Source organism: Luteimonas sp. MC1825, from assembly GCF_014764385.1.
Taxonomy (GTDB): domain Bacteria; phylum Pseudomonadota; class Gammaproteobacteria; order Xanthomonadales; family Xanthomonadaceae; genus Luteimonas.
This window is the reverse complement of record NZ_CP061714.1, coordinates 390,972-409,747: the sequence shown is the minus strand read 5'-3', so window position 1 is coordinate 409,747 and position 18,776 is coordinate 390,972. Positions and strand designations below refer to the sequence as shown.

17 protein-coding genes and 1 riboswitch are annotated in these 18,776 nt (G+C 72.5%); of the genes, 8 read left to right on the top strand and 9 right to left on the bottom strand.

What is annotated here, in order from left to right:
* Nucleotides 1-3 precede the first annotated feature (3 nt).
* Both IDM46_RS01920 and bioD read right to left on the bottom strand, forming a co-directional pair.
* Nucleotides 4-1,245: an efflux RND transporter periplasmic adaptor subunit gene (locus tag IDM46_RS01920; protein ID WP_185114660.1), complete on the bottom strand. Its 1,242-nt coding sequence runs from the start codon at nucleotides 1,243-1,245 to the stop codon at nucleotides 4-6.
* Nucleotides 1,246-1,376: 131 nt separating this feature from the next.
* Complete coding sequence (gene bioD, locus IDM46_RS01915) at nucleotides 1,377-2,093, bottom strand: dethiobiotin synthase (protein WP_182823063.1); 717 nt, start codon at nucleotides 2,091-2,093, stop codon at nucleotides 1,377-1,379.
* Between bioD and IDM46_RS01910 the strand changes: the two genes are divergently transcribed.
* The 3 genes from IDM46_RS01910 to btuB all read left to right on the top strand — a co-directional run bounded on the left by IDM46_RS01910 (nucleotide 2,086) and on the right by btuB (nucleotide 5,144).
* On the top strand, nucleotides 2,086-2,571 hold the full coding sequence (locus IDM46_RS01910) for a GAF domain-containing protein (protein WP_185114659.1): 486 nt from the start codon (nucleotides 2,086-2,088) through the stop codon (nucleotides 2,569-2,571). The genes bioD and IDM46_RS01910 overlap by 8 nt on opposite strands.
* Nucleotides 2,568-2,912, top strand: a complete 345-nt coding sequence (locus IDM46_RS01905) for a TfoX/Sxy family protein (RefSeq protein WP_185114658.1) — start codon at nucleotides 2,568-2,570, stop codon at nucleotides 2,910-2,912. The genes IDM46_RS01910 and IDM46_RS01905 overlap by 4 nt, the downstream gene beginning before the upstream one ends.
* Nucleotides 2,911-3,148: riboswitch (cobalamin riboswitch) on the top strand. Its footprint overlaps the gene before it by 2 nt.
* 121 nt (nucleotides 3,149-3,269) lie before the next feature.
* On the top strand, nucleotides 3,270-5,144 hold the full coding sequence (btuB, locus tag IDM46_RS01900; protein WP_185114657.1) for a TonB-dependent vitamin B12 receptor: 1,875 nt from the start codon (nucleotides 3,270-3,272) through the stop codon (nucleotides 5,142-5,144).
* 24 nt (nucleotides 5,145-5,168) lie between these two features.
* Here the strand turns inward: btuB and gph are convergent, their stop codons facing one another.
* The 3 genes from gph to IDM46_RS01885 are packed head-to-tail and all read right to left on the bottom strand — an operon-like array spanning nucleotide 5,169 to nucleotide 7,844.
* A complete protein-coding gene (gph, locus tag IDM46_RS01895) occupies nucleotides 5,169-5,825 on the bottom strand; it encodes a phosphoglycolate phosphatase (protein WP_185114656.1) in 657 nt (218 codons plus the stop codon).
* Between the two features lie 43 nt (nucleotides 5,826-5,868).
* Nucleotides 5,869-7,155, bottom strand: coding sequence for a HAMP domain-containing sensor histidine kinase (locus tag IDM46_RS01890; RefSeq protein ID WP_185114655.1), 1,287 nt, complete (start codon nucleotides 7,153-7,155; stop codon nucleotides 5,869-5,871).
* Complete coding sequence (locus IDM46_RS01885; RefSeq protein ID WP_182823075.1) at nucleotides 7,152-7,844, bottom strand: response regulator transcription factor; 693 nt, start codon at nucleotides 7,842-7,844, stop codon at nucleotides 7,152-7,154. Before IDM46_RS01885 ends, IDM46_RS01890 begins: the two co-directional genes overlap by 4 nt.
* A 106-nt stretch (nucleotides 7,845-7,950) precedes the next feature.
* On the opposite strand from IDM46_RS01885, the gene IDM46_RS01880 reads away from it, so the two are divergent.
* The 5 genes from IDM46_RS01880 to IDM46_RS01860 all read left to right on the top strand — a co-directional run bounded on the left by IDM46_RS01880 (nucleotide 7,951) and on the right by IDM46_RS01860 (nucleotide 13,187).
* Nucleotides 7,951-9,645 (top strand): glycosyltransferase family 39 protein, encoded by a 1,695-nt coding sequence (locus tag IDM46_RS01880; protein WP_182823077.1) that lies wholly within the window; start codon nucleotides 7,951-7,953, stop codon nucleotides 9,643-9,645.
* A gap of 77 nt (nucleotides 9,646-9,722) precedes the next feature.
* Nucleotides 9,723-10,427 carry a phosphatase PAP2 family protein gene (locus IDM46_RS01875; RefSeq protein ID WP_185114654.1) on the top strand — a complete coding sequence of 235 codons (705 nt, stop codon included), beginning with the start codon at nucleotides 9,723-9,725 and terminating at the stop codon, nucleotides 10,425-10,427.
* A complete protein-coding gene (locus IDM46_RS01870) occupies nucleotides 10,424-12,085 on the top strand; it encodes a phosphoethanolamine--lipid A transferase (RefSeq protein WP_343203848.1) in 1,662 nt (553 codons plus the stop codon). The genes IDM46_RS01875 and IDM46_RS01870 overlap by 4 nt, the downstream gene beginning before the upstream one ends.
* A gap of 2 nt (nucleotides 12,086-12,087) precedes the next feature.
* Nucleotides 12,088-12,864, top strand: a complete 777-nt coding sequence (locus IDM46_RS01865) for a glycosyltransferase family 2 protein (protein ID WP_182823902.1) — start codon at nucleotides 12,088-12,090, stop codon at nucleotides 12,862-12,864.
* Complete coding sequence (locus tag IDM46_RS01860; protein ID WP_182823081.1) at nucleotides 12,861-13,187, top strand: lipid-A-disaccharide synthase N-terminal domain-containing protein; 327 nt, start codon at nucleotides 12,861-12,863, stop codon at nucleotides 13,185-13,187. Before IDM46_RS01865 ends, IDM46_RS01860 begins: the two co-directional genes overlap by 4 nt.
* Here IDM46_RS01860 and dinB read toward each other — a convergent pair.
* From dinB to IDM46_RS01840, 4 genes are all read right to left on the bottom strand, one after another.
* A complete protein-coding gene (dinB, locus tag IDM46_RS01855) occupies nucleotides 13,174-14,241 on the bottom strand; it encodes a DNA polymerase IV (protein ID WP_182823083.1) in 1,068 nt (355 codons plus the stop codon). The genes IDM46_RS01860 and dinB overlap by 14 nt on opposite strands.
* A gap of 21 nt (nucleotides 14,242-14,262) precedes the next feature.
* Entirely contained in the window at nucleotides 14,263-16,977 is a 2,715-nt protein-coding gene (locus IDM46_RS01850) for a bifunctional acetate--CoA ligase family protein/GNAT family N-acetyltransferase (protein WP_185114653.1), read from the bottom strand.
* Nucleotides 16,974-17,543: an isochorismatase family cysteine hydrolase gene (locus IDM46_RS01845; RefSeq protein ID WP_182823087.1), complete on the bottom strand. Its 570-nt coding sequence runs from the start codon at nucleotides 17,541-17,543 to the stop codon at nucleotides 16,974-16,976. Before IDM46_RS01845 ends, IDM46_RS01850 begins: the two co-directional genes overlap by 4 nt.
* Before the next feature lie 115 nt (nucleotides 17,544-17,658).
* Nucleotides 17,659-18,657 (bottom strand): LLM class flavin-dependent oxidoreductase, encoded by a 999-nt coding sequence (locus tag IDM46_RS01840; protein WP_185114652.1) that lies wholly within the window; start codon nucleotides 18,655-18,657, stop codon nucleotides 17,659-17,661.
* Nucleotides 18,658-18,776 lie beyond the last annotated feature (119 nt).

Sequence of the window (18,776 nt, the reverse complement as noted above, 5' to 3'; positions counted from 1 at the left end):
AGGTCAGCCTTCGTCGGCCGGGGGGGCCGCAGCGGCCGGCTCCGCGGGATCCGCGGCATCGCCGGCATCCGCGGGCGCGGCCGCATCGGCAGGCGCGGCGGCGGGTACTGCTCCCGGCGCTGCAGCCGGCGCTGCACCCGGCGCGGCGGCCGGCTGCCACGGCGTGGCCTTGGCCGGCTTGCCGGGGATCGCACGCTGCAGGCCCGACACCACCACGCGGTCACCCGCGGCCAGGCCGCTGCTGATGATCCAGCGGCCGGCATCGGCGCGGTCGGTCACGACTTCCTTGCGCGCCACCATGTCATCGGCACCCACGACCAGCACATAGGCGCCGGCGGCATCGCGCTGCACCGCGGCCTGCGGCACCGCGTACACGCTCTGCTGCACGCCCAGCGTCGCCACCAGGGTCACGTAGGAACCCGGCAGCAGGCGGCGGTCGGGATTGGGCAGCGTGGCACGCAGCGACACCGCGCCGGTCTGCGGATCGACCACGTCGCCGGAGAAATCGAGCTGGCCGGGATGGTCGTAGACCACGCCGTCGGCGAGCAGCACCTGCACCGACACCGGGCCGCTGCGGTCGAGCTGCATGCGGCGGACCTCGTCGAGCTCCGCCACGCCCATGGTGAAGTTGACGTACAGCGGGTCGACCTGGTCGACGGTGGTGAGCAGCGTGGCCGCGCCCTGCCCGACCAGCGCGCCTTCGGTGACCTGCTGCTTGCCGGCGCGGCCGGAGATCGGCGCGCGCACGGTGGCATAGCCGAGGTTGATGTTGGCGCTGTCCACCGCCGACTGCGCGGCCTGCACGGCGGCATTCGCGCTGCGCTCGGCGGCCTGCGCGTTGTCGAGGTCGGACTGCGAGATGAAGCGTTCCGGTGCCAGCCGGCGCGCGCGTGCGGCGGTGGCGCGCGCATTGGCCTGGCTGGCACGCGCCTGCGCCAGCGCGGCCTGTGCCTCGCCGGCCGCCGCACGCAGCGGCGCGGGGTCGATGACGAACAGCACGTCGCCTTCCGCCACGTCGCTGCCTTCTTCGTACACGCGCCGCTGCACCACGCCGGGCACGCGGGCACGCACGTCGGCACTGCGGAACGCGGCCAGGCGTCCGACCAGCTCCTTGCGCAGCGGCAGGTCTTCCGGCTGCACGGTCACCACGCCGAGCTCGGGCGGCGGCGGTGCCTGCTGCTGCTCCTCCCCTCCGCATGCCACCAATGCCGCGAGAAGGACCGGGATCAGGGCGATGCGACGCATGGGAGGTCCTTGGGCACGGGGGATTCTTGAACTGGCAAGTATGGCATCGGCGGTCCCGGCCAAAAACCGTGCCTGAAGTCAGGCCGGCCAGCCCCGATGCTGGCATGCGCAGGTGCAGGTGCAGGTACATGTCATGGCCGGGCGCCGGCGACGGCGACCGCCGCGGCGTGCAGGCTGCCCGCGAGCACGCCGGCATCCGGCATCGCGCCGGCATGCGGCAGCACGCCAAGGCAGGGGGCCGGCAGGGTGCCGCGCAGCAGCTCGAGATACTCGTCGCGGCGCGTGAACCGGTCGTCCAGCGCGCTGCCCACCCAGCCCAGCAGATCGCAGCCGTCGCCGATGATCGCGCGCGCACTGAGCCGGGCGTGGCTGAGGCAGCCCAGGCGCAGGCCGACCACCAGCAGCACCGGCAGCTGCAGCGCGCGCGCCAGGTCGGCATGTTCGATGCCGTCCGCCAGCGGCGAAAGCCAGCCGCCCGCGCCCTCCACCACCATCGCATCGGCCTCCGCGGCCAGCCGCGCGTAGGCCGCCACGACCGGCGGCAGTGCCACCACGATCCCGGCCGCGCGCGCGGCCAGCTGTGGCGCGGTCGGCTCGGGCAGTGCCCACGGGTTCACGTCGACGTAGTCGGCTGGCGGATCGCTGGCCGCCTGCAGCGCCAGCGCGTCCTCGTTGCGCAGGCCCAGCGACGTCGCATCGCAGCCGGCAGCCACCGGCTTCATGCCGCGCGCGCGCAGCCCGCGGGCGCGCAGCGCGTGCAGCAGTGCGACGCTGGCAACACTCTTTCCCACGCCGGTGTCGGTGCCGGTCACCAGCACCCCGCGCGCTACACTTGCGGTCATGTTCACCTCGCAGATTCTAAGCGGCGACAAGCCCGAGCAGTACGCGCAGCTGGTCGCCCAGGCACGCGCGCTGCTGGCCGGCGAACCGGACCGCATCGCCAACGCCGCCAACCTGTCGGCGCTGGTCTACCACGCGCTGCCGGACCTCAACTGGGTCGGGTTCTATTTCTTCGACGGCACCGAACTGGTGGTCGGCCCGTTCCAGGGGCAGCCGGCCTGCGTGCGCATCCCGCTCGACCGCGGCGTGTGCGGCGCGGCGGCGCGCACCGCGCAGACCCAGCGCGTCGACGACGTGGAGGCGTTCCCCGGCCACATCGCCTGCGACGCCGCATCGCGCTCGGAACTGGTGGTGCCGTTGTTCCACGCAGGCGCCCTGGTCGGCGTGTTCGACCTCGACAGTCCGGTTCCCGGTCGCTTCGACGTTGTTGACCAGACGGGACTCGAGGAGATCGCGGGCGTGTATCTGGAATCTTTAGGCCAATGAGCGCGCCACCGCCGCTCAAGATGCGCAACATCGGCCCCAAGTCGGCCGCGTGGCTGCGCCAGGTCGGGCTGCGCACCCCCGAGGACCTCATGGCCGCAGGGCCACTCGACGCCTTCATGCGCATCAAGCGCGCCGGCTTCAAGCCGAGCCTCAACCTGCTGTATTCGCTCGAGGGCGCGCTGTGCGACTGCCACTGGCAGGACGTGCCGGATGCGCGCCGCGTGGAACTGGTGGCGGCCGCCGAGGAGGCCATCGCCGGGTTGCCGCCGCCGCGCAACCGTCCGCCGGCAGGGCCGGTGACCACCACGATGATGCAGGACGACGACGGCGCGATGCCGTAGACTGCGCGCACTTTCTGGTGACCCGCGGGGCTTCCCCCAACGGTTGAAACGGGAAGCCGGTGACCTTCCGCCCGCCCTTGCGGCGAGCGAAGCACTCCGGCGCTGCCCCCGCAACGGTAAGCGTGGAACACCCCGGCAAACCGCCACTGTGCATCGCACGGGAAGGCGCCGGGGCTGGAGCGGCTGCATCGCTCCGCCCGCGAGCCCGGAGACCGGCCCGAAAGACGACTGGTTGTGACGCGGAGGGCGTTGCGGCGGCAGTGCGCCGTGTCTCCCCACGTCTCCTTCCGTCCCCGCTCCCTGCCCGCAACCTCCACGACACTGTCGCGCGGGCGTGCGCGACGCATGGAGACACGCATGAAGCCGCACCACCGGATCCTCACCCTTGCCGTTGCCCTGGCCCTGTCACCCGCGGCGTTCGCCGCCGGCGCCATCCAGTCCACCGACCTCGACACCATCGTGGTCACCGCCACCCGCACCGCGATCAACGCCGAGGACAGCAACGTCCCGGTGCAGGTGCTGGACCGCGCCGCCATCGAGCGCAGCCAGGCGACCTCGCTTCAGGAGCTGCTGCGCGGCCGCGCCGGCATCAACCTCGCCAACCAGGGTGGCCCCGGGAAGCTGTCGTCGCTGTTCCTGCGCGGCACCGAGTCCGACCACGTGCTGGTGCTGGTGGACGGCGTGCGCATCGGCTCGGCCTCCGCCGGCATGGCCTCGTTCCAGGACCTGCCGCTCGACCAGATCGACCGCGTCGAGATCGTGCGCGGCCCGCGCTCGAGCCTGTACGGCTCCGAGGCCATCGGCGGGGTGATCCAGGTGTTCACGCGGCGTGCCGGCGCGGGCACGCGCAGCAACCTCAGCCTCGGCATCGGCAGCCATCACCTGCGCCAGGCCAGCGCCGGCATCGGCCACACCGGCGAGCGCGGCTGGTTCCAGGCGCAGGGCGCCTGGCAGCGCACCGACGGCATCGACTCCTGCCGCGGCACCGCCGCCGGCTGGGGCGCGGGCTGCTACGCCGACGAGCCCGACCGCGACGGCTACCGCAATGCGTCGCTGAGCCTGCGTGGCGGCACCAGCTTCGGCGAAACCGTGGAGCTGGAAGGCCACGCGCTGGTCGCCGACGCCTTCAACGAATACGACGGCACCCTGTTCGGCGGCAACGAGGCCGACAACCGCCAGCAGGTGTTCGGCGCCCGCCTCGGCTGGCGCCCGGACGCGCGCACCGACGTCAACGTGCGCATCGGCCGCGCCGACGACCAGGCCGAGAGCCACTTCTTCGACCACGCCAGCGATAAGCGCAGCTTCGCCAGCACCTTCGACACCCGCCGCGACACCGCGTCGGTGCAGGGCGACTTCAGCCTGGCCGAAACGCACCTCCTCAGCGCCGGCGTCGACTGGATGCGCGACCGGGTGACCGGCAGCACCGGGTTCACCGTCGACAGCCGCGACAACGCCGGGCTGTTCCTGGCGTACCAGGGCGGCAGCGGCGCGCACAGCTACGAAGCCAGCCTGCGCCACGACGACAACCAGCAGTTCGGCGGCCACGCCACCGGCAGCGTCGGCTACGGCCTGAAGTTCGGCAACGGCATGCGCTTCACCGCCAGCGCCGGCACCGGCTTCAAGGTGCCGACCTTCAACGACCTCTACTACCCCGGCGGCTGGGGCAACCCGGACCTCGAGCCGGAGGAGTCGCAGACGGTGAACCTCGGGCTCGCGCAGTTCGGCACCGGCTGGAACTGGACCGCCAACGCGTTCCAGACCGACATCGACGAGCTCATCGGCTACGACATCGCGTTCGCACTGGTGAACGTGGACGAGGCCCGCATCCGCGGTGCCGAGCTGACCGGCTTCATGTCGCTGGCAGGCTGGGACCTCAACGCCGAGCTCAGCCACATCGACCCGCGCAACCGCAGCGCCGGCAGCAACCACGGCAACGTGCTGCCGCGGCGCTCGCGCAACACCGCGCGCGTCGACATCGACCGGGCGCTGGGCGCGTTCCGCATCGGCATGAGCGGCTTTGGCAACGGCGCGCGCCATGACGATGCGGCCAATACCGTGCGCCTCGCCGGCTACGGCACGCTCGACCTGCGCGTGGAGTACGCGATCGGCAGCGAGTGGACGCTGCAGGCGCGGGTGGCCAACGTGTTCGACCGTGAATACGAAACCATCGCCTGGTTCAACCAGCCGGGGCGCGAGTACGGGCTGACGTTGCGCTACCAGCAGCGGCTCTGACCGCGGGGTTGCGCGGGGTTGCCGTCAGCCGCGAAGCGCGAGCAACCCCTCCAGCCCGTCCAGCACCGCCACCGCGCCCGCGCGCTCCAGGTTGAAATCGCGCGGGTAGCCGTGGCGCAGCAGCACCAGGTCCATGCCGGCGGCGTGCGCGGCGCCGGCATCGGCCTCGGAGTCGCCGACCATCAGGCATTCGTCCACGCGCCGGCCGTGCTGCGCCGCCAGGTGCAGCAGCGGCATCGCATGCGGCTTGCGCTCGGGCAGCGTGTCGCCGCCGACGACGCCGTCGAAGCGGTGGGCGATGCCCATCGCCTCGAGCAGCGGGCGCACGTAGCGCTCGGGCTTGTTGGTGCAGATCGCCATCGCCACGCCATCGGCGTGCAGGGCATCCAGGGTCTCCACGGTGCGCGGATACAGGCGCGCCTGCAGCAGCAGGCAATCGCCGTAATGGCGCATCAGCCGCGGCAGCGCGGCGTCCACCGGCATGTCGCTGCCGACGTGCTGCAGCGCGCTGTCCATCAGCACGCGCGTGCCCAGGCCTATCCAGCTGCGCACCAGTGCTTCCGGTTGGCGCGGATGGCCCAGCTCATCGAGCGTGCGGTTCACCGCTTCGGCGATGTCGGCGGCGCTGTCGACCAGGGTGCCATCGAGGTCGAACAGCACCAGTGGCCAGGCGAATGGCATGTCGGGCACCTCGCCGGTTGGGGGGCCGACGCAGCACCGAAGCCTACACCGCGCCGGACGGGACCCGCGACGCGCCCAGGTCCAGGCGCGCGGTCGTGCCCTCGCCCGGGCGCGACTCGATCACCAGCCCCCAGCCCAGGTGCGCGCACAACCGGGTGATCAGGTCGAGGCCGATGCCGCCGCCATCGCGCCCGCCGCCGCGCGCGGCGCGCGCATAGACAGCGCTGATTTCCTCCGGCGACATGCCTTGCCCGGGATCGGCGATCTCGACCACCGCGCCCGGCAGCAGCCGCACGTGGATCACGCCGTCGCCGCTGTTCTCCACCGCGTTGCGCAGCAGGTTGCCGATCGCCGCCTGCACCACCGGCGCCGGCGCCAGCAGCTCGCATGGCCGTCCGACCGCGAGATCCAGCTGCAGCCCTTTGGCCCCGGCCATCGGCCGGTGATCCTCCACGATCTCCGGCATCAGCTCGCCAAGCGCGATGTGGTCGTTGGCGTGGGCCAGCCGCGCCGGCTCCTTGGCCAGCACCAGCAGCAGCGACACCAGCTGCTCCATGTCGCGCGTGGTGCGGTGGATGCGCTGCAGCTTTTCCAGCGCCTTGGCCGGCACGCCCGGCTGCGCCAACGCGAGTTCGGCCGCACCGCCGATCACCGAGATCGGCGTGCGCAGCTCGTGGCTGGCACTGTCGATGAACGCACGCTCGCGTTCGACGAACTCGGCGTTGCGGGCGAGGTAGCCGTTGACCGCCTCGGCGATCACCTCGATCTCGCTGGTCGCCGCATCCGGCACCGTGACGCGTGACTCGGCACGACCCGGGCGCAGCCGCGCGATCTGCCCGGCAACGTCCGCCAGCGGACCCACCAGCCGCCCCGCGCCCCAGGCCGCGAACAACCCGAGCAGCAGCGCCACCAGCAGCGCGGACGCCAGCATGCTCATGCCCAGCTCGCGTTCGCGTCGCTCCAGGTCGGTGATGTCCAGCGCCAGTGCCAGCCGCCGCCCGGCGAGGTCACGCACCATCAGCACGTGCTTGCCGCCTGCCAGGTCCACTTCGTCGTGCACGCCTGGCCCGAGCGCCGCCAGCTCTGGCGGCAGCGGCCTGGCCGGGGCTTCGTACAGCGCCAGCGTGTCGGTGTCGATCCAGCGGTAGCCCGGGTCCGCGCTGCGCGCCAGGAAATGGTCGAACTCGGCTTCCAGCAGGGATTTCCACACCAGCGCTTCGGCGTGTTCGTTGACCACCAGGCCATGCACCATGACCGCCAGCGACAGCAGCAGGCCGTAGGCGACCAGTGACCACGTCAGGCGACTGCGCAGGCTGCGGCGCACCGTCATCCCTCGCCACCCTCGGGGGCGAGCTCGGCGATGCGGTAGCCGACGCGCGGCAGGGTATGGATCAGCTTGCGCGCGAACGGTTCGTCGACGCTGCGCCGCAGCTCGTAGACATGCGAGCGCAGCATGTCGCCATCGGGCGGATCATCGCCCCAGAGCACATGTGCCAGGCGGTCGCGGGTCACCGCCGCGGGGCTGGCGCGCATCAGCTCTTCCAGCAGTTTGCGGCAGGCCGGATACAGGTGCAGCACGCGTCCGCCGCGGGTGGCCTCCAGCGTGGACAGGTCGAGCCTGAGGTCGGCGACCTCGAGCACGCGCTTGCGCCCGCGGCCGGTGGCGCGCGTCACCAGCGCCTCCAGGCGCACCTCGAGTTCGGGCAACGCGAACGGCTTGGTCAGGTAGTCATCGGCACCGGCGCGGAAGCCGATGATCTTGTCGGGCAGCTCGTCGCGCGCGGTCAGCATCAGCACCGGCACATCGCTGCCCGCCTCGCGCAGGCGGCGCAGCACCTCCGGGCCGTCCAGGCGCGGCAGCATCCAGTCCAGGACGATGGCGTCGTAGGCGTGGTGGCCGGCCAGGTGCAGCCCGGTGGGGCCGTCGGGCGCCGCGTCGAGCACGTGGCCGCGCGCTTCGAAATAATCGAAGAGGTTGGCGACCAGGGCGCGGTTGTCCTCCACGACCAGCAGGTGCATGCGGAGCTCCGGAAATCACGCGAGGCTGCGCGCCGCGACGTCGGAACGACGTCGGAACGCCGGGATTCCGACGATTCTCCCACGTGTCGGCGGTAGCATCCGCGCCATGCCGCCATTCCCTCCCGTCCCGAGTTCCACGCGCACCTGGCCGCTGGCGCTGCTGTTGTTGTTCGCGCTGGCCGCGGGTCTGGGCCTGCGTGACCCGTCGCCACCGGACGAGCCGAGGTTCGTGCTGGCGGCACGCGCCATGGTGGACAGCGGCGACTGGCTGGTGCCGCGCCGCGGCCGCGAGGCCTACGCCGAGAAGCCGCCGGTGTTCATGTGGATGCAGGCCGCGAGCTGGACGCTTGTGCGCGACTGGCGGGTGGCGTTCCTGCTGCCATCGTTGCTTGCGGCGCTGGCGACGCTGGTTCTGGTGCGCGACGCCGCCGCACGGCTGTGGTCGCGGCGGCAAGCGCCGTGGGCGGTGGGCGCGCTGTTCGTGTGCCTGCAGTTCGGCCTGCAGGCAAAGCGTGCGCAGATCGACATGGTGCTGGTGGCGCTGACCACGCTGTCGCTGTGCGCCCTGCTGCGCCACCTGCTGTACGGGCGCGAACGGCGCTGGCTCGCCGCAGGCATGTTCGCCGCGGGCCTGGGCACCGTGACCAAGGGCGTGGGCTTCCTGCCGCTGCTGGTGCTGCTGCCGTGGCTGTGGGTCCGGCGTGGCCAGCCTCGCCTGCCCGCCGCGCGCGTCGCGGGCGATTCCGCGCTCGCGGTCGCGGCCTTCGTGGCCGGCGTGGCGGTCTGGCTTGCGCCGCTCGGCCTGGCGTTGCTGCGCCACCCGGATCCGGCATTGCAGGCCTACGCGCACGAACTGCTCTTCCGCCAGACCGGCGAGCGCTACGTCAACGCCTGGCACCACGTGCAGCCGCCCTGGTACTACGCGCAGACCATCGCCACGCTGTGGCTGCCCGGCGCGCTGCTCCTGCCGTGGCTGCTGCCGGCGTGGTGGCGGCGGCTGCGCCGCGGCGATCCGCGCTACGTGCTGCTGCTGGGCTGGGCGGCGCTGGTGCTGCTGTTCTTCTCGCTCAGCCCCGGCAAGCGCGAGGTGTACGTGTTCCCGGCACTGCCGGCCCTGTGCCTGGCCGCGGCCCCGCTGCTGCCGGCGCTGCTGCGCCGCACCGGCGTGCGCCGGCTGCTGCGTGGCTGGCTGCTGCTGGTCGCGGCACTGTGCCTTGGCGCGGCGGCGAGCGGCCTGGCGGATGCCACGTGGGCCGCGCGCGTCGCCACGACGCGCGGCATCGCGGCGCCGGACATGCGCACGCTGCTGTGGGCGCTGGGGGTGCTCGGTGCCGGCGCCCTGCTGCTCGCCGCGGTGTTCCGCGGGCGCCGCATCGCGCTGGCACTCGTGCTGTTCACGGCGCTGCTGTGGACGACCTACGGACTGGTGCTGGCGCCGGCGCTGGATGCCTCGAGTTCCGGGCGCGCGCTGATGCGGCGGGTGGACGCGCACCTCGGCGCGGACGGCGAGCTCGGCGCAGTGGCGTGGCGCGAACAGCACCTGCTGCAGGCCGTGCGCCCCGTCGCCGAATTCGGCTATCGCCAGCCCTGGCACCTGCAGTGGCGCGAGGCCGCCGCGTGGATCGCCGGAGCGCCGGAGCGGCGCTGGCTGTGGCTGCCCGCCGATGCGCTCGGCCCCTGCGTGGACCGCAGCCGCGCCCTGCCGATGGGCCGCGCCAGCCGCCAGGACTGGTGGCTGGTGCCCGGCACCGCGATCACACCGCACTGCCAGGTGCCGCCGTTCTTCCGCGACGGCAATTAACAAAGCGCGAACACTGCTCCCACGCCTCTCCGACAAGCGCGCCACGATCATCGCCGCACCTCCACCCGGTCTCCGCGATGCGTCCCGAACTCTCCACCCTGTCCTTGCCGGCCGCCGGCGCGCGTGGCGCCTTCCGCGCATACAGCGGCTGGGCGCTCCTGCCGTGGGCGCTGCTGCCGGCGGTGCTTGCGATCGCCGCGCGGCAGACCGCGCTGGATACCGTGCTCGCCGATGCGCTGTTCGCGTGGGAGGGCCAGCGCTGGGCGCTGCGTGACGATGCCATCGCGCGCGGGCTGCTGCACGATGGCGGCGCGCTGGCGTGCAGGCTCGCGTGGGTGGCCGTGGTCGTGGCGTGGCTGGCGACGTACGCCGTGGCCGCGCTGCGGCCGCATCGCCAGCGCCTGGGGAGGCTCGCCTTGTCGGTGCTGGCAGCCGCGACGCTGCTGGCCACGCTGAAGCAGGTTACCGCCGTCCATTGTCCGTGGGACCTCGTGCGCTACGGCGGCGGCGCCCTCCCCGGCGACGGCGGCGGCGCCTGCTTCCCTGCCGGCCATGCCGGCGCCGGATACGCATGGCTCGCACTGGCGTTTTCGGCAACGACCCCGGCCGGCCGTCGCGCAGGGCTCGCCATCGGCGCGGTGGTCGGCCTGGTCTTCGGCGTCGACCAGCAGCTGCGCGGCGCGCACTTCCTGTCGCACGACCTGTGGGCGGCGGCGCTGTGCTGGGCGGTCGCCGTGGCGGTGGCCGCGTTGTGGCCCACGCCGGCGGAGCGCGCGGCGTGAGCGTTGCCGCACTGCCGCGTCGACACCCCATCGATCTGATTGGTCGGCTGGGCGCCTGGCGGCCGGCGATGACGGTGGAAACCCTGGCGCTGTGGGCCAGCCTGTACTTCGTGCTGGCCTGCAACGGGCCGTTCTGGCATGCGGTGTTCGCGACCGGGGCGCTGGCGGGCGCGTCCGGGGCGCTCGCGGCGGCCTGCCTGCTGGTGCTGGTGTTCGCGCTGCAGGCGTTCCTGTTCTGCGTGCTGCTGCATGGCCCTCTGGCGAAGCCGGTGCTGGCCCTGCTGCTCGTGGCGGGCGCCGCGGCCAACCACTACGCGCGCAACTACGGCACGTATTTCGACACCGACATGGTGCGCAACGTGCTGCAGACCGACGCGCGCGAGGCCGGCGAACTGCTGTCCTGGGGCCTGCTGCCTTCGCTGGTACTGCATGCCGGGCTGCCCATGCTGGTGCTGTCCCGCATCCGCCTGCGGCGGCGCACGCTGGCGCGCGCGGGCGTGGCCCGCCTGGGCTGGCTGCTGGCGCTGGCGGTGCTCGCCGCGGGCGCCGCCCTCGGCGGGTTCCAGGACCTGTCGGCACTGATGCGCAACAACCGCGAACTGCGGCACCTGATCACGCCCGGCAACCTGGTGGTCGCGGCGGCCACCATCGCCGGCGGCGATGGCGCCATGCACAGCCCGCGTCGCGTGCTTGGCGGCGATGCGACGCTCGCGGTGCGCCCGCCCGACGCGCGGTCACGCCTGCTGGTGCTGGTCATCGGCGAGACCGTGCGTGCACAGAACTGGGGATTGAACGGCTATGCGCGGCAGACCACGCCGAGGCTGGCTGCGTCCGACGCGATCAACTTCATCGACGTGACCGCCTGCGGCACCAGCACGGAGGTGTCTCTGCCATGCATGTTCTCGCCGGACGGCCGCGAGGGCTACGACAAGGCACGGCTGGCGAATTCCGAATCCCTGCTGCACGTGCTCGAGCACGCCGGCGTGCACACCATCTGGCGCGACAACCAGTCCGGCTGCAAGGGCGTGTGCACCGGCCTTGCGTACGAGGCGATGCAGGACACGTCCCCGGGGGGCTGCGGCGCGCACGAATGCCACGACGACATCCTGCTGTCCGGGCTTGATGCCGCCATCGACCGCTGGCCCGGCGACCAGGTGATCGTGCTGCACCAGGTCGGCACCCACGGTCCTGCCTACCACCGCCGCGTGCCGGAGCGGCTTCGCCGGTTCGTGCCGACCTGCGACAGCGACGACCTCGGCCACTGCAGCCGCGAGCAGGTGGTGAACAGCTACGACAACGCGGTGCTCGCCACCGACGACATGCTGGCCGATACCATCGCCCTGCTCGCGCGCCGTCACGACCGCGACAGCGCGTTGCTGTACATATCAGACCATGGCGAATCCCTGGGCGAGAACGGGCTGTACCTGCACGGCCTGCCCTACGCCATCGCCCCGGACACGCAGAAGAAGGTGCCCATGGTGGCCTGGCTGTCGCCGGGCATGGCGGCGGCGCGGCATTTCGACCGCGCATGCCTGGCCCGCCGGGCACGCGCACCGGCCAGCCACGACGACCTGTTCCATTCAGTCCTCGGCCTGCTCCAGGTACGCACCATGTCTTACGACCAGCGCCACGACGTCTTTGCGGAGTGCATCGCATGACCATGAACCTGCCGCCCACCCACGGCCCGTGGGCCCCCGAGCTCAGCGTGGTGGTACCGGCGTTCAATGAGGCCGCCAACCTGCCGGTGCTGCTCGACGAGATCGATGCGGCGCTTGCCGCGGCCGTCGACAGCTACGAGGTCATCTGCGTCGACGATGCCTCCGACGACGGCACCGACGCCGCGCTGGCACGATGCGCGGCCACGCGCCCGCACCTGCGCGTGCTGCGCCACCGCGTGCGCAGCGGCCAGAGCGCAGCGTTGCGCACCGGCGTGAGGGCGGCGCGCGCGCCGTGGGTGGCGACGCTCGACGGCGATGGCCAGAACGATCCCGCCGACCTGCCGCGCTTGCTGCAGGCGCGTGCCACCGCCGGCGACGACGTGCGCCTGTTCGCTGGCTGGCGCGTGAAGCGCGAGGATTCCACGAGCAAACGCGTGGCCTCGCGCATTGCCAACGCGATCCGCGCGCGGCTGCTGCACGACGCGACCCCGGACACCGGCTGCGGCATCAAGCTGTTCGCGCGCGATGCGTTCCTGGACCTGCCGGCGTTCGACCACATGCATCGCTACCTGCCGGCGCTGATGCAGCGGGCCGGCTGGCGCACCCTCAGCGTTCCGGTGGGCCACCGCCCGCGCCTGCACGGCAACAGCAAGTACGACAACCTCGGGCGCGCGCTGGTCGGCATCAGCGACCTGCGCGGGGTGCTCTGGCTGCTGCGGCGCGGCGCCTGCGCCGTGGCCGACGAACGCGCGACGCAGGACACGGGAGTGATGCCATGAACGAGACCATTGCCGCGCTGGCGTGGACCGGCGTCGTGGTGACGCCATGGAAGCTGATCGGCCTGGCCGGCGCCATGCTGTTCGGCGCGCGCTGGCTGGTGCAGTTCGCGGCCTCGCGGCAGGCCGGCCGCGCGGTCGTGCCGCGCAGCTTCTGGATCATCAGCCTGTGCGGCAGCGCGATGACGCTGTCGTACTTCCTGTTCTCCGAAAAGCAGGACGCGGTGGGCGTGCTGCAGAACCTCCTGCCGGCGCTGACCGCCGCCTACAGCCTGTGGCTGGACCTGCGCCCGCGGCCGCCGCGCGGCGAACTCAGCGCGGATTGAACAGGACCGCCTGCAGCGGCAGTTCCCCGGGTTCGCGGAATCCGCCGAGGCCTACGCCGACCAACCGGTAGCGTGTCGACCCGGGCAGGTCGACGCGCTCCCTCAGGGCAAGCGCGAACGCCGCGAATTCCGCCTCGGTGGCCGGGGGCGACTCCGGCGTGTAGCTGCGCGTCAGGATGCGGAACTGCGCGGTCTTGAGCTTCAGCACCACCGTGCGCCCCACGCGCTCCGTCTTGCGACTCGCCGCCCAGGCCTTCGCGGCCAGCGCGCGGATCGCGGGCTCGATCTCCGCCAACGGCAGGTCGGTGGCGAAGGTGTCTTCCGCGGAGATCGACTGCACCGGCTGGTTGGGCTCAACCGGACGCTCGTCGATGCCGTGCGCACGCCGGTGCAGGCTGGCGCCGAAGCTTCCGAAGCGCGCCTGCAACTCCTCGACCGCGAACCCGCGCAGGTCGCCCATCGTGGCCACGCCGATCGCGGCCAGCTTCGCCTCCATCACCTTGCCGACGCCAGGGATACGCCCCACCGGCAACGGAGCGAGGAACGCGTCGACCTGCGACGGCCGGATCACGAACTGGCCGTCGGGCTTGTTCCAGTCCGAGGCGATCTTGGCCAGGAACTTGTTGGGCGCGATGCCGGCCGACGCGGTGAGCGCGGTCTCGTCGCGGATCGCGGCGCGGATCATGCGCGCCGATTCGGTGGCGCTGGGCGAGGCGACCTTGGGCGCGGTCACGTCCAGGTAGGCCTCGTCCAGCGACAGCGGCTGCACGAGGTCGGTATGGCGCAGGAAGATCTCCCGCACCTGCCTTGAGACCGCCTTGTAGCGCGCGAAATCCGGTGGCACGAACACCGCGTCCGGGCACAGCCGCTCGGCGCGCACCGCGGGCATCGCCGAGCGCACGCCGAACACGCGCGCCTCGTACGACGCCGCGCACACCACCGAGCGCGCGCCGCGCCAGGCCACGACCACCGGGCGCCCGCGCAGGGCGGGATCGTCGCGCTGCTCCACCGACGCGTAGAACGCGTCCATGTCGATGTGCAGGATCTTGCGCATCACCCGGTCATCCACCTGGCGTCACGCGGGATGCACCCGCGCCCCGGCCGGGACCGGAAGCGTGACCAGCATGACCGTGGCGTCATCCGGATCCGGGACCACCTTGAAGCCGAGCTGGCGGCACATGCGCAGCATGGTGCTGTTGTCGCGCAGCACCTGGCCTTCGATGAGCTTCAGGCCCATCCAGCGCGCGACCTCCACCATCTCCTCCATCAGTCGCCAGCCCAGGCCGGCGCCCTTGAGGTCGGAGCGCACCATGATCCCGTACTCGCCGCGGTCGTAGTTGGCATCGGCCAGCAGGCGCACCGCGCCGAGCATCTCGCCGCTGTCGACGTCGATCGCGACCAGTGCCATCGAGCGCGCGTAGTCCAGCTGCACCAGGCGGGCGATGAAATCGTGGCTGAAATCGCGCACCGCGCGGAAGAAGCGCAGCCGCAGGTCCTCGGCGCTGACCTTGTCGAAGAAGCGGCGGAACATCGCATCGTCCTCGGGGCGCACCGGGCGCACGAACGCCTCGCGTCCGTCGCCGAGCGTCAGCGTGCGCTCCAGCTCCTTCGGGTACGGGAACACCGCGAAGCGCGGATGGCCGCGGCCCCTGTGCAACTGCCGCGACACCGAGACCGCCACGCGCGCATCCAGCACCAGCACGCCGTCGGCATCCACCAGCAGCGGATTGATGTCGACCTCGCGCACCGCGGGGATGTCGGCGGCCAGCTGCGCCAGCTTGACCAGCACCAGCGCCAGCGCGCGTTCGTCGGCGGCGGGCACGTCGCGGTAGGCCTTGAGGATGCGCGACACGCGCGTGCGGCCGATCATCTCGTGCGCCAGGCGCAGGTCGAGCGGCGGCAGGGCCAGCGTCTTGTCGTCGATCACCTCGACCGCGGTGCCGCCGCGGCCAAACACCACCACCGGCCCGAACACCGGATCGTCGGCGATCCCGGCGAGCACCTCGCGCGCCTTCGGGCGCAGCGCCATCGGCTGCACCAGCACGCCGTCGATGCGCGCCGCCGGCCGCCGCAGCGCGGCGCGGCGCATCACGTCCGCCGCTGCCTCGCGCACCGCCGCGTCGGTCGCCAGGTTCAGGCGCACGCCGTCGACATCCGACTTGTGCGCGATGTCCGGCGACAGCACCTTGACCGCCACCGTGCCGCCGGCGGCGAGCATCGGCGCGGCGATGCGCGCGGCGGCGTCGGCATCAGCCGCCGGCAGCGCGCGCGCGAAGGGAATGCCGTAGGCCTCGAGCAGGCCCGCCACCGCGTCGGGCGCGAGCCACTCTTCGCCCGCGGCCAGTGCGGCGCCGACCACCGCATCCGCGGCGACGCGGTCGACCACGAAGTCCTCGGGCAGGCTGGGAGGCGTTTCCATCAGCGCCTGCTGCGCTTCGCGATGGCGGACGAGATACATGAAGCCGCGCACGGCCTCGGCCTCACTCGCGTAGCTGGGAATCCCGGCCTCGCCGAGCTTCGCCATCGACGCCGGGTCGCCGCCCATCCACACCGCGAGCGTCGGCTTGCGCACCAGGCCGCGTGGGCGCGCGGCGAGCGTGCGCACCACGGCGTCGGCGGCCTCGGCGGGATCGGACAGCACGGTGGGCGCGTGCATCACCAGCACCGCGTCATTGCCGGGATCCGACAGCAGCGCATCCATCCCGGCCGCGTAGCGCTCGCCGTCGGCATCTCCCAGCATGTCCACCGGGTTCTCGCGCGACCAGCCGCGCGCATACGCGCGGTCGAGCTGCTGCGTGGTGTCGGGCGACAGCGTTGCAGGCCGGCCGCCCAGGTCGACCAGGCGGTCGAGGGCGAGCATGCCGGCGCCCGCGCCGTTGGTGAGCACCGCCAGGCGCTTGCCGGGCACGTCGCCGAGGTGCGACAGCGTCTCCACCGCGGCAAAGAGCTCGTCCAGCGCGTGCACGCGCAGCAGGCCGGCGCGGCGAAACGCAGCTTCGTACGCGGCGTCGGGCGTCGCCAGGCGCGCGGTGTGGGTCTGCGCATGCGCTGGTGCCGGCACGTGCCGGCCGGGACGCACCACCACCACGGGCTTTCCGCGCGCGGCGGCGCGCGCCGCGGTCAGGAACTTGCGCGCGTCGCGGACTTCCTCGAGGTACAGCAGGATGGCGCGGGTGTGGCGGTCGACCGCGAAATAGTCGAGCAGGTCGGCGAAGTCGACGTCGATGGCATCGCCCAGCGACGCCACCGCCGAGAAGCCGATGCCGCGGGGATGCGCCCACTCCAGCACGCCGGCGGCGACCGCGCCGGACTGCGACAGCAGCGCAAGGTCGCCGGCCAGCGGCCGGTGCGCGGCGAAGCTTGCGAACAGCCCCGCATGCGGCGCCACCACGCCCAGGCAGTTGGGGCCGACGATGCGCAGGCCGAGCGGGCGCGCCACCGACTCCAGCGCCGCGTTGTACGAGCCCGGGCCGCTGCCCATGCCGCGGGTGAGCACGATCGCCGCACGGGTGCCGCACGCAGCCGCGGCCGCCACCACCGCGGCGACCTCGCCGGGCGGCGTGGCGATCACCACCAGGTCGGGCTTGAAACCGAGGGCATCGATCGACGGCGCGGCTGCCATGCCCTCGATCTCGCGGTGGAAGGGGTTCACCAGCCCGACCGGCCCGGCAAACCCGCCCTCGCGCACCTGCTGCAGCACCAGGCGCCCAAGCGAGCGCGCGCGCGGACTGGCGCCGACCACGGCTACCGAGCGCGGCGCGAAGACCGCGTCCAGCGCGTACGTGCTCACGGAAACACGCCCGGCGTACCGCGCGAACCGCGGGTCTGGATGCCGATCGAACGTGACAGCAGCGTCAGCGCCGTGTCCTTGCGCGCGGGCGAGATCGCGGCCACGCAGTCCGAAGGCACCCACTGCGTGTACTCGCGCATGTGCGCGTCCTGCGCCGTCGCCAGCACGCAGGAGTCGGCCGCGATGCCCGCCAGCACCAGGCGACGCACGCCGAGCTGTGTCAGTAGCACGGGCAACGCCGTGGCCATGAACGCGGAGTGCCTGGGCTTGAGGATGTAGTAGTCGCTGGCGCGTGGCGCCAGGGCCGCGACGATCGCGGCGGGCGTTCCGCCTGCGGCCAGGCAGGCGGCAACGAGCTCCGGAAACCCGCCCTGCCAGTCGCTGAAGTTGTCGTTGGCGTAGATGACCGGCGCGTTGGCACGGTCGAAGCGGTCACGCAAGGCGGCGACGCGCGGCACCATCTCCAGTGCCGAGCGTGCCAGGGCAGTCCCGCCGGGGAAATCGAACAGGTTGAACAGGTCCACCAGCAGCAGGGCGGTGTCCGCCTTGGCGCGTGCAGCGGTCATCGGCCGTCGGCCTCCTTGGATCCGGGTCGCGCCATGATCGCGCAATCGGACGTGAAGGCGCGCGCCGGCACGGCCCGGGCGCGGCGACGGTGCCGCGCTCAGCAGGTGTCGAAGGTCACGGCCTGACGTCGGCGATGATCCCGATCGAGCGCTGGCGCAGCACCGGATCGAAGATGTCGGACACCACCATCAGCTCGTCGGCACCCGTGCGCTCGACGAACGCGCGCATCCCGGCGCGCACCGTGTCTGGGCCGCCGACGATGCTGCAGGCGAGCATCTGCGAGGCCTGCTGCTTCTCCTGCGGCGACCAGTACGACTCGATGTCCGCGATCGGCGGCTGGGTGAGGTTGCGCACGCCACGGAACATGTCGGCAAACGACATCTGCTGCGAGGTGGCCAGGAACCGCGCCTCCTCGTCGGTGGGCGCGGCGATGATGTTCACGCCGACCAGCGCGTAGGGCTTGTCCAGCTGCGCCGACGGCTTGAAGCGCTCGCGGTACACGCGCAGCGCCTGGTCCAGTGCCTGCGGCGCGAAGTGCGAGGCGAAGCCGTAGGGCAAGCCCAGCTCGGCCGCCAGCTGCGCGCCGAACAGGCTGGAGCCGAGGATCCACAGCGGCACCTCGGTACCGGAGCCCGGCACCGCTTCGATCCGCTGGCCTTCGCGCACCGGTCCCAGCCAGGCCTGCAGTTCCTGCACGTCCTGCGGGAAGTGCTCGCTGCTGGCGGGATCGCGGCGCAGCGCGCGCAGCGTCAGCTGGTCGGTGCCGGGCGCGCGGCCGAGGCCGAGATCGATGCGGTCCGGGAACAGCGTCGCCAGCGTGCCGAACTGCTCGGCGATGATGTATGGCGCGTGGTTGGGCAGCATGATGCCGCCGGCGCCGACGCGGATGGTGCTGGTGCCGGCCGCGACGTGGGCGATGACCAGCGACGTCGCCGCGGTGGTGACCGCGGGCATGTTGTGGTGTTCGGCGATCCAGAACCGCGTGTAGCCGAGGCCTTCGGCATGGCGCGCCAGGTCGCGTGCGCCGTCCAGCGCGCTGCGCCGGTCGGAGCCCTGGCGCACGCGTCCGAGTTCGAGGATGGACAGGGCGATGTTGCCGCCGGCGCTGGGCATGGGGGAGGCTCCGTGCGCAACGGCGTCAGCAACCGGTGTGCCGCTGCGTCCGCGCGCATCACGATGATACAAGCGGGTGCGCGCGACCCGCGGGCATGGCTGGCACGCTGTGTCCGACC